This is a genomic window from Pseudophaeobacter sp. 1A16562 (genome assembly GCF_041008785.1).
GTDB classification, from domain to species: domain Bacteria; phylum Pseudomonadota; class Alphaproteobacteria; order Rhodobacterales; family Rhodobacteraceae; genus Phycobacter; species Phycobacter gallaeciensis_A.
Window position 1 is genome coordinate 191534 of sequence record NZ_JAXGFT010000010.1, and the last position, 9710, is coordinate 201243.

The following is a 9710-nucleotide window of genomic DNA, read 5'->3' on the forward strand; positions in this document are numbered from 1 at the left end:
ATATGATGGATCTGTTTTCACTGGAGGGCAAAACCGCCCTGATCACCGGCGGCGCCACGGGCATTGGCCGGATGGCAGCCGAAGCGATGGTGCGGGCCGGGGCGCGGGTGCTGATCGCATCGCGTAAAGGCGACGCCTGCGTCGCGGTCGCAGAAGAGTTGAACGCGATGGATGCGCCGGGATCGGCTGAAGGTTTTGCCGCCGATATCGGCACAGTCGAAGGGATCGATGCGCTGGTCGAGGAAATCAAGACCCGCACCCCCGCTCTGCATATCCTGATGAACAATTCCGGGGTGACCTGGGGCGCGCCGCTGGGGCAGTTTCCCCATCAGGCCTGGGAAAAGGTGATGTCGGTCAACGTCGCAGGGGTCTTCGATCTGACACAAAAACTGCTGCCGCTGCTGATTGCCTCCTCGGATGCGGATGATCCGGCGCGGGTGATCAACGTCGGTTCGGTCATGGGGGAAATCCCGATGGGTGATGGCGCCTACAGCTATGCCGCGTCAAAGGCCGCGGTGATCCATATGTCCAAAATCCTGGCCAAGGAGCTGGCCCATCAGCACGTCACCGTCAATGCGCTGGCACCGGGGCCGTTTGTGTCGCGGATGACCGCCTTTGCCACTGGCGATGAGGAGAAGCGTGAAAAGGTCGGCAATGATGTGCCGCTGGGCCGCGTCGGGCGGGACGATGACATCGCCGGCTGCGTGCTGTTTCTAGCCGGGCGCGGTGGGTCCTACGTCACCGGCGCAGTGATCCCCGTATCCGGCGGTATCAATGTGATGTCGGGGCACAACCTGTTCCAAAGTGCGCTCGATTAATGCATGAAAACAAAGACTTGAGGTTAGAAGATGACTGACGCCACCTGGTCCCGGAATGAGGATCACCTGCCAGCTGCCCTGCGTGGATTGCGAATCCCGTTGATCGCATCGCCGCTGTTTATCATTTCGGTGCCGGAGCTGGTCATTGCCCAGTGCAAGGCGGGGATCATCGGGGCCTTTCCCGCGCTGAATGCGCGCGAAGCAGAGGGTGAGCCGCCATTGCTGGAGGCCTGGCTGAAGCAGATCACCGAAGAGCTGGACCGGCATAATCAGGAGAACCCGGACCGCCCGGCAGCGCCCTTTGCCGTCAATCAGATCGTGCACCGGTCCAACACCCGGTTGGAACGGGATCTGGAGATCTGCACCCGCTGGAAAGTGCCGGTCTGGATCACTTCGCTTGGCGCGCGCCCCGAGGTGAACGAGGCAGCGCATTCCTGCGGCGGCGTGGTGCTGCACGATGTGATCAACAACCGCTTTGCCAAGAAGGCGATCGAAAAAGGCGCCGACGGTCTGGTGGCCGTGGCCGCCGGTGCCGGCGGGCACGCCGGGCAGCAATCGCCCTTCGCCCTGATCCGCGAGATCCGCAGCTGGTTCGATGGTCCGCTGGCCTTGTCGGGCGCCATTGCAACCGGCGAATCCCTGCTGGCCGCGCGTGCCATGGGCGCCGACTTCGGCTATGCCGGCTCGCCCTTTATCGCTACGCATGAGGCAAACGCCCAAAGCGAATACAAGGACATGATCGTCGAATCCGGCGCCGAGGATATTGTCTATTCCTCATTGTTTACAGGCGTTTGGGGGAACTATCTAAAGAAATCCGTGTCCCGTGCAGGTATGGACCCGGACAACCTGCCGACGGCGGATGCCTCCTCGATGAACTTTGGCAGCGGGTCGTCCAAACCAAAGGCATGGAAAGAGATCTGGGGGTCCGGGCAGGGCATCGGCGCGGTGACCGAGGTTTGCTCGACTGCGGATCTGGTGGACCGTTTCGACCGCGAATACCGCGCCGCAGGGGCGCGGCTGGCGGCAGAGTTTACAGGCTGACCTATGGCAGAAATTCTTGTGGTCCGGCACGGGCAGGCCTCTTTCGGTGCGGACAACTACGATGAGTTGAGCGAAAAGGGCCGCGATCAGGGGCGCCTTTTGGGCGATACCTTGCGGGCGATGGGCTGGACCCCGGATCGCGCCATCACCGGCTCTCTGGCACGACAGAAACAGACGTTGCAGGAAATGGGATTTGACGTCGCCCCGGAAGAGCATGCAGGCTGGAACGAATATGATTTCCACGACCTTCTGCACAGCCGGTTCGGCGGGCAGGCCCCATCCGAGGTAATCAAAGACCGCAAGACGCATTTCCGCGCCCTGCGAGAAACCCTGGCTGAATGGCAGCAGGGCGGTGTGACCGGCGCGTCGGAAAGCTGGGCACAGTTCATCGCCCGCATCGAGGCCGCGCGCCAACATGCGGCAGAAACAGAGGCCGAACGTGTCTTGGTGGTGAGTTCCGGCGGGGTGATTGCCCGGCTTGTCGCCGCCACGTTGCAGGTTCCGGACAGCCAGATGATTGCCCTGAACCTACAGGTCAAGAACACCTCCCTGACCCGGTTCATTTCCGGAAGGGGAAAGTTTTTCCTGCATGAATTCAACTCAGTACCGCACTTTCATGATGCAGAGCGCGCAAAGCTGATGAGCTATAGCTGAAGGAGCAAGAGATGAGCAGCGATACCCAGACCCTGGACATTGATGCAATCCGGACTTTTCTTGATGGACGTCTTCCCGGCTTTGACGGCGCGGTCGAGGTGCAAAAATTCGCAACCGGACAGTCGAACCCGACCTTCCTGATTAAAACGCCAGCAGGGCAATACGTGCTGCGGCGCAAGCCGCCGGGGGTGCTGCTGAAATCTGCTCATGCGGTGGACCGTGAATTCCGGGTGCAAAAGGCGCTCGCGGATACCGAGGTACCGGTGGCCCGGATGCATCTTCTGTGCGAGGACGACAGCGTGATTGGCTCGGCCTTTTACATCATGGACCACGTTGCGGGGCGCAATTTCACCGATCCGGTGATGGGCGATACCGATCCCGCAACCCGCGGCGCGGTGATCGACGATATGAACCGGGTGCTCGCGGCGCTGCATGACGTCGATGTCGACGCGGTGGGGCTTTCGGACTATGGGCCGCCCGGCAACTATTTCGAACGTCAGCTGGGCCGTTGGACCAAGCAATACAAAGCCTCGGAAACCCGGACCATCCCAGAGATGGACGAACTGATGAAGTCCCTTGAGGAACAGATGCCCGCCGATGACGGTCAGCGCGGTCTGGTCCATGGCGATTACCGCATCGACAATATGATCTTCAGCGCCGATGAGCCGCGCTGCCTTGCGGTGCTGGATTGGGAGCTTTCGACCATCGGACATCCCTATGCCGATCTGGCGGGTGTGATCATGCAGTGGCAGATGCCGCCGGGTCAGGAAGGGCGCGGATTGGCCGGGCTGGATCGCAAGGCGCTTGGCCTGCCGTCGGATCAGGAGTTCATCGAAGCCTATTGCCGCCGTCGTGGCCTGCTGGAGATCGACAACTTCGGCTTCTACCTCTCGTTCAGCTTTTTCCGGATGGCCGGCATTCTTCAGGGGGTCCTGAAACGCGCGCTGGATGGCAACGCATCGAATCCGGAACGCGCCCGCAAGTTGGGAGATTTTGTTCCCATCTTCGCGCAAAGTGGACTCAACGCACTGAGAAGCACCAAGTAAGGCGACACGCCGGGCAGGGCGGGTCACTCGCCGCTGACGCATGGCTGCTCGCCGCTTTGCGGTCTTATAACGGTCGTCAGCTTTGTCGGCCGTTTTTCAAGAATATCGGATTTTTACACGCGGCGGGCCAACGACTTGCGTGGTTTTACGTATCTCTTAACACTCGACCCGTAGCCAAAGGCTGCGCATTATGGACTGAAACATGGCTTGTGGTTCGCCGCGGCCAATTGGGAGGAACACGTCAATGACAGAGGCTGGCTGGCTGAACACCAGGGACCTTGGTGACGGAATCGTAGAACTGCAACTGGGCCGGGCGCCGGTCAACGCGCTGAGCGCGGATTTCCTGATGGAGTTCGCAGCCAAGATTGACGAGATGGGACAGGATCCGGCGGTCAGCGCCATCGTGTTGAAAAGCCCGTTCAAAGTCTTTTCCGCCGGGCTGGATCTGAAAGAAGCGCAGGAGTTCGATCTTGAGCAGCAGCACGCCATTGTGCGCGGCCTGAACGAAGGCTTCCTGGCGCTTTACAGCTGCCCGAAACCGGTAGTGGCTGCTGTTGGCGGCGCTGCAATTGCCGGTGGGTTGTTTTTCGTTCTGGCCAGCGACGTGCGGATCGGCCACTCCAGATCCGCCTATGGACTGGCCGAGGTGCGCGTCGGCGCGGACTTCCCGACAGGGCCGCTGGAAATCGCCAAAGCTACGCTCGACAGCAACACGCAGCGGCGCCTGATGCTGACCGGGCAATCTATCGGTCCGATTGCAGCGCGCAATTATGGCCTCGTCGATATCATCGCCGAGGATATGGAGGATCTTGAGATCTACGCGCTGCGCGAGGCCCGCAAGCTGGCGGAATTGCCGCCGCAGACCTTTGCCTCGGTCAAGATGCAGCTGCGCGGCGAGGTAATCGATCGCATCAAGGCAGGGATCGCCGCAGGTGGTAACGCACCAGAGGGTGGCTGGTTCAATTCCGAAACCAAGGCCGCGATGGAAAAGATGATCAGCGGCCGGGGCGAGTAGGCACACCGGCCCGCACCAAGACAGACAGGGAGGAAATCAATGCTGGACCACGACCGGCTAGACCGCGTGAAGGCATGGCAGCAACGCTATGTGGATCAAAGGAAATATGCCGGCAGTTCGGTCTTGATCAACGAAGGTGGGAAGGAAGCGTTCTTTCACGCAACGGGTCTGAGAAATATCGAGGAAGGCCTGCCTTTTACCCGCGATACGCTGGTACGGATCTATTCGATGACCAAACCGGTGACCTCCCTTGCCATCATGATGCTGCTGGAAAAGGGGCTGTTTCACCTGGATGCGCCGGTGTCGGATTTCATTCCCGAATTCACCGACATGCAGGCGCTAGTGCCAGGGGCAACGGCAATTGGTCAGGTTGAACCCAGCCGGGCGCCGACGCTGCATGAACTGCTGACCCACACCAGCGGTCTCAGCTATCCTTTCAACCCCGGCGTTTTGCCCGCAGCCATGGAAGAGCAGCAGCTGATGTTCAAACCGGGGCAGGGTAAATTGGAAAAGATGGCGGCGGAACTGGCAGCCTATCCGCTCGCCTTTCAACCCGGCACACGCTGGGAATACTCGGTCAGTATCGATGTTCTGGGCCGCGTCGTCGAAGTTGTTTCGGGCCAGACACTTGGCGATTTTTTTGAAACCGAAATCTTTGCTCCGCTCGGCATGACCGAGACAGCGTTCCGGGTCCCGCGTGGCACCGGTGATCGCTTTGCTTCGCTCTATACCCCGCTCGCCGGGGATGCGATGGCGCTGAATTCGGCAAAGACCGGCGGTGAAACCCTGCGCCTGACGGATCTGCACGGGGGCTCTCCGTTTGAAACGACTGAGATGATGTCTGGTGGCGGCGGGTTGGTCGGAACCATTGATGACTACATGAAGTTTTCCGAAATGCTGCGGCGCCGCGGCGCCCATAAGGATGGCTATCTGATCAGCCCGAAAACCGCTGATTTCATGATGCGGAACCATCTGCCCGGGGATATCGCCTCCATGGGGCCGCAAAGTTTTGCTGAACAGCCGATGGAAGGCATGGGTTTTGGCCTGGGCGGCGCCGTGGTGATGGATCCCGGTCGGGCGCGCTGCCCCGGGTCCGTAGGTGACTTTAGCTGGGGCGGCATGGCTTCGACCTTCTTCTGGATGGACCCGGTGTTGGATCTGTCGGTCGTGTTCTTTACCCAGCTGTCGCCCAGCAGTTCCTATCCCTCGCGGGCTGAGCTGAAGGCGCTGGTACATGGGGCAGTGATCTGATGAGCGATATTCCCGACCGTAAGATCCTGTGGACCCCAAGCGCGGAGCGCGCCGAGGCAAGCCGCATGGCGGCATTCGAGCGCTGGCTAGCTGCGGAGAAGGGAAAAACCTTCGACGATTACAATGGCCTGTGGGAGTGGAGCGTTTCCGACCTTGAAGGGTTCTGGGGCGCATTGGCCGAGTTCTTTGATCTGGAATTCACCACGCCGCCAAGCTGTATCCTGGGCAATCGCAGCATGCCTGGCGCAGAATGGTGCCCGGGCGGAGAGTTGAACTGGGCCAGGCACATTCTGCGGCAGGTCGACAAAACCCCGCAGAAACAGGCTCTTGTCGTTCATTCTGAAACCTTTGGCCGATCCGAGCTGACCTGGGCCGAACTCGCCGCTCAGGTGGCCAGCGTAGCTGCAAGCCTGCGGGCCATGGGCGTCGAGCAGGGCGACAGGGTCACCGCCGTTTTGCCCAATACCGAGGCCGCGATTATCGCCTGTCTGGCCACCGCCAGCCTTGGCGGCATCTGGTCGCTTTGCGCGCCGGACATGGGCCATGTCGCCATTCTGGACCGGTTCCACCAGATCGAGCCCAAGGTCCTTATCTATCAGGACGGATATGTGCATGCGGGCAAGACCATGGACCGGCGCGAAGTGCTGACCACCATTGCCGACGGCCTGCCAAGCGTGACCCACCGCGTGGTGCTGCCGGTGGTCGGTGATCTGCCCGACGGCGCAACCCATTGGCATGATATGATCGCGGATGGTGACGCCCCGCTGGAGTTTACGCCGGTTCCTTTCGATCATCCGCTGTGGGTGGTCTATTCCTCTGGCACCACCGGAAATCCGAAACCCATCGTGCACGGGCACGGTGGCATCCTGTTCGAAGGCGTCAAGCAATCACTGCATCAGGATCTGAGTTCCGATAGTCGGTTCTGCTGGCTGACGTCGTCGGGCTGGGTGATGTGGAACGCGCAATTCGTGGCCTTGGGGCAGGGCGCAACGACACTGCTATATGACCGGGCACCGAACCACCCCGATATGCTGGACCTGTGGCGCTGCTGCGCGGATGAGCGGATCACCTACCTGGGCGTCGGCGCCGCTTATATCACCGCCTGCGTGAAATCCGGCATCAGACCCGGGCATGATCTTGATCTGTCGGCGCTGGTCTCGCTGGGCACAACTGGATCGCCGCTGACCTCGGATGGCTATGATTGGGTGTATTCCGAGGTAAAGGCCGACATCTGGCTTGCGCCGATCTCCGGCGGTACCGATCTGTGCGGCGCCTTCGTCTGTGGCAACGTCATGCTGCCGGTGCGCGCGGGCAAAATGCAGTGCCGCGCGCTTGGCAATGCGGTACGTGCCTTTGATGAGACCGGTCAGGAAGTGATCGGCAGCGTCGGAGAGCTGGTCTGCACCGAACCTTTGCCGTCTATGCCCTTGTTTTTCTGGGGTGATGAAGACGGATCGCGCCTGCATGACAGCTATTTCGATACCTATCCCGGTATCTGGCGCCATGGCGACTGGATCGAAATCACCCCCGAAGGCGGATCGGTGATCTACGGCCGCTCGGACGCGACGATCAACCGGCGCGGGCTGCGGCTTGGCTCTTCGGAAATCTATCAGGCCGTCGAAGGTCTTGAGGACGTGCTGGACAGCCTTGTCGTTGATTTGGAATTCCTCGGGCGCGACAGTTTCATGCCGCTGTTCGTGGTACTGGCCGAGGGGCAAGAGCTGGATGACGCCATGCGCGACAAGATCCGAAGTGCGATCCGCAGCGGCGTGTCGGCGCGGTTCGTGCCCGATGAAATAATCAGCGTCCCCGAAGTCCCGCGCACGCTTTCGGGAAAGAAGCTGGAAGTGCCCGTGAAAAAGCTGCTACTTGGAGGGGACCCCGCAAAAGTCGTGAACCGTGACTCGATGGCCAACCCTGACAGTTTCGATTTGTTCATCGCCTATGCAAAGACGCGGGAGGCTGGTTGAGGAAGGCGCCACAAATGAATGATGTTGGGAAGGTTTTGCTCAATCTTCTGGATCTGGAGCGGCTGGATACGAACCTGTATCGTGGCATTGGCTCCGGTGGTGAAACCCCCATGCGGATTTATGGCGGGCAGGTTATCGCCCAGGCACTGACGGCGGCCTATGCCACCGTGTCCGGGCGGTTGTGCCACTCCTTGCATGCCTATTTCATTAGGCCGGGCGACCCGGCACGCCCGGTCATCTATGAGGTCGATCCGGCCCGTGATGGTGGGAGTTTCACCACCCGGCGCGTCATAGCCATTCAAAACGGCAAGCAGATCCTCAACCTTGCCGCATCGTTCCACAAGGAAGAACCCGGCTGGAGCCATCAGCATACAATGCCGGATGTCCCACCGCCGGATGGGTTGCAGAGCCGTGATGAGCTGCACGAGCTGCACGCCCACCGGATTTCCAAGGACATGCGCGAGGAATTCACCCGTCAGCGCCCGTTTGAAATCCGCGATATTGAGCCGCGCGATCCGCTGGACCCCCAGGTTTGCAGCGATATCAATCACATGTGGATCAGAATGGAATCTGCCAAGGACGCTGGGCCAGAGCTGCAGCATGTGCTGATGGCCTATGCATCGGACTTTGGTCTCTTGGGGTCAGCGCTGCGTCCGCATGGGCTGACCTGGTACAAGCCCGAAGCGATGACCGCGAGCCTGGACCATGCCATGTGGTTCCATGCGCCGGTGCGGTTTGAAAACTGGCACCTTTATACGATGGATTCACCCTTTGCCGGGAATGGCCGCGGCTTTAACCGCGGCTCGATCTACACGCAGGATGGCCAACTGGTGGCCAGCGTTGCACAGGAAGGGCTGATGCGACCGATTAGCAGCTGAGCGCGTCTTCAAAAATCACGTGTTATCAAAGCGATCGCGCAGTTTCTGCATGCCGGTGATCCAGCGGTCATAATCGGCCGTCTTTGCCTGCATGTAGCTTTCGACCTTGGGGTGTGGCAGCACCAGGAACTTGCCAGCCTCAATCGCTTCGGCGCAGGCGGTGGCCACATCTTCGGGCTCCAGAAGCCCGTCGACACTGGCGACGCTGTTTTCTAATCCACGGGTCATTTCTGACCGGACGGCCTGCGGACACAGGACCGAAACTCCGATGCCCTGATCGCCATAAGTGATTGCCAGCCATTCAGAAAAGCCAACCGCCGCGTGTTTGGTTACGCCGTAGGGCGCGGCGCCGATCTGGTTGAGCAGACCTGCGGCCGAGGCCGTGTTCAGGATGTATCCGCCGCCGCGTTCCAGCATGCGTGGCACCAGATGCCGCGCGGTCCAGACGTGGGACATTACGTTGATGTCCCAGATCCTCTGCCAGTCGTCATTGCTGACCTCAAAACCGCCGCGGGTTAGGATACCAGCGTTGGCGCAGAACAGGGAGATCGGCGCGATCTCGGTTTCCACACAATCGACCAACGCAGCGATGCTGTCCTCGGATGCGACGTCCACATGCTTGGCAGTGCCGCCGATCTCGATCGCCGTTGCCTCGGCTCCGGCAAGATCGATATCGGCGCAGATCACGTGCGCGGCGCCCATCTGCGCAAATTTCTCGGCTAGCCCTTTGCCGATCCCATGGGCAGCGCCGGTGACGACAACACAGCTGTTTTTGATTTGCATGATTGATCTTGCGCTCCATATTTGACCCGAATTCACGCTAGCCGGAGCAAGAGGAGCTGCCAATCCCGTGTGACGGAACGGAACTCCAGTTGTATTACATAATACCAATTATGCGATTATTGGGTGGTAGCGAGGCACATTCTAAACTGGGTTGCGACACATCCCCTATCTTGCTGAAAAGCAAGGAGAACGGACATGGCCCACACAGAGTTGGATTTGCGTGAAAGACGCGCGATCGAAGACATGCTGAATGC

Annotated in this window: 9 protein-coding genes; 8 read left to right on the top strand and 1 reads right to left on the bottom strand. The window is 60.1% G+C overall.

The annotated features are described in order from the left end of the window. The first annotated feature begins 2 nt into the window (after window positions 1-2). The 8 genes from SM764_RS15325 (at window position 3) to SM764_RS15360 (ending at window position 8673) form a co-directional block, all read left to right on the top strand. Window positions 3-818 (top strand): SDR family NAD(P)-dependent oxidoreductase, encoded by an 816-nt coding sequence (locus tag SM764_RS15325; protein ID WP_369002179.1) that lies wholly within the window; start codon window positions 3-5, stop codon window positions 816-818. A gap of 30 nt (window positions 819-848) precedes the next feature. Continuing rightward, the gene (locus SM764_RS15330; protein WP_274839172.1) at window positions 849-1859 is read left to right on the top strand and encodes an NAD(P)H-dependent flavin oxidoreductase; all 1011 of its coding nucleotides are present in this window, start codon (window positions 849-851) and stop codon (window positions 1857-1859) included. A 3-nt stretch (window positions 1860-1862) separates the two neighbouring features. After that, entirely contained in the window at window positions 1863-2513 is a 651-nt protein-coding gene (locus SM764_RS15335; RefSeq protein ID WP_369002180.1) for a histidine phosphatase family protein, read from the top strand. 11 nt (window positions 2514-2524) lie between these two features. After that, complete coding sequence (locus SM764_RS15340; RefSeq protein WP_369002181.1) at window positions 2525-3559, top strand: phosphotransferase family protein; 1035 nt, start codon at window positions 2525-2527, stop codon at window positions 3557-3559. A gap of 244 nt (window positions 3560-3803) precedes the next feature. Further along, window positions 3804-4574 carry an enoyl-CoA hydratase/isomerase family protein gene (locus tag SM764_RS15345; RefSeq protein WP_369002182.1) on the top strand — a complete coding sequence of 257 codons (771 nt, stop codon included), beginning with the start codon at window positions 3804-3806 and terminating at the stop codon, window positions 4572-4574. 39 nt (window positions 4575-4613) lie between these two features. Then, window positions 4614-5825, top strand: coding sequence for a serine hydrolase domain-containing protein (locus tag SM764_RS15350; protein WP_490363083.1), 1212 nt, complete (start codon window positions 4614-4616; stop codon window positions 5823-5825). Then, the gene (locus SM764_RS15355) at window positions 5825-7795 is read left to right on the top strand and encodes an acetoacetate--CoA ligase (RefSeq protein ID WP_369002183.1); all 1971 of its coding nucleotides are present in this window, start codon (window positions 5825-5827) and stop codon (window positions 7793-7795) included. The genes SM764_RS15350 and SM764_RS15355 overlap by 1 nt, the downstream gene beginning before the upstream one ends. Window positions 7796-7809: 14 nt before the next feature. Beyond that, window positions 7810-8673: an acyl-CoA thioesterase gene (locus SM764_RS15360; RefSeq protein ID WP_368946579.1), complete on the top strand. Its 864-nt coding sequence runs from the start codon at window positions 7810-7812 to the stop codon at window positions 8671-8673. 15 nt (window positions 8674-8688) lie between these two features. Here the strand turns inward: SM764_RS15360 and SM764_RS15365 are convergent, their stop codons facing one another. Next, window positions 8689-9456 (bottom strand): SDR family oxidoreductase, encoded by a 768-nt coding sequence (locus SM764_RS15365; protein WP_368946580.1) that lies wholly within the window; start codon window positions 9454-9456, stop codon window positions 8689-8691. Window positions 9457-9710 lie beyond the last annotated feature (254 nt).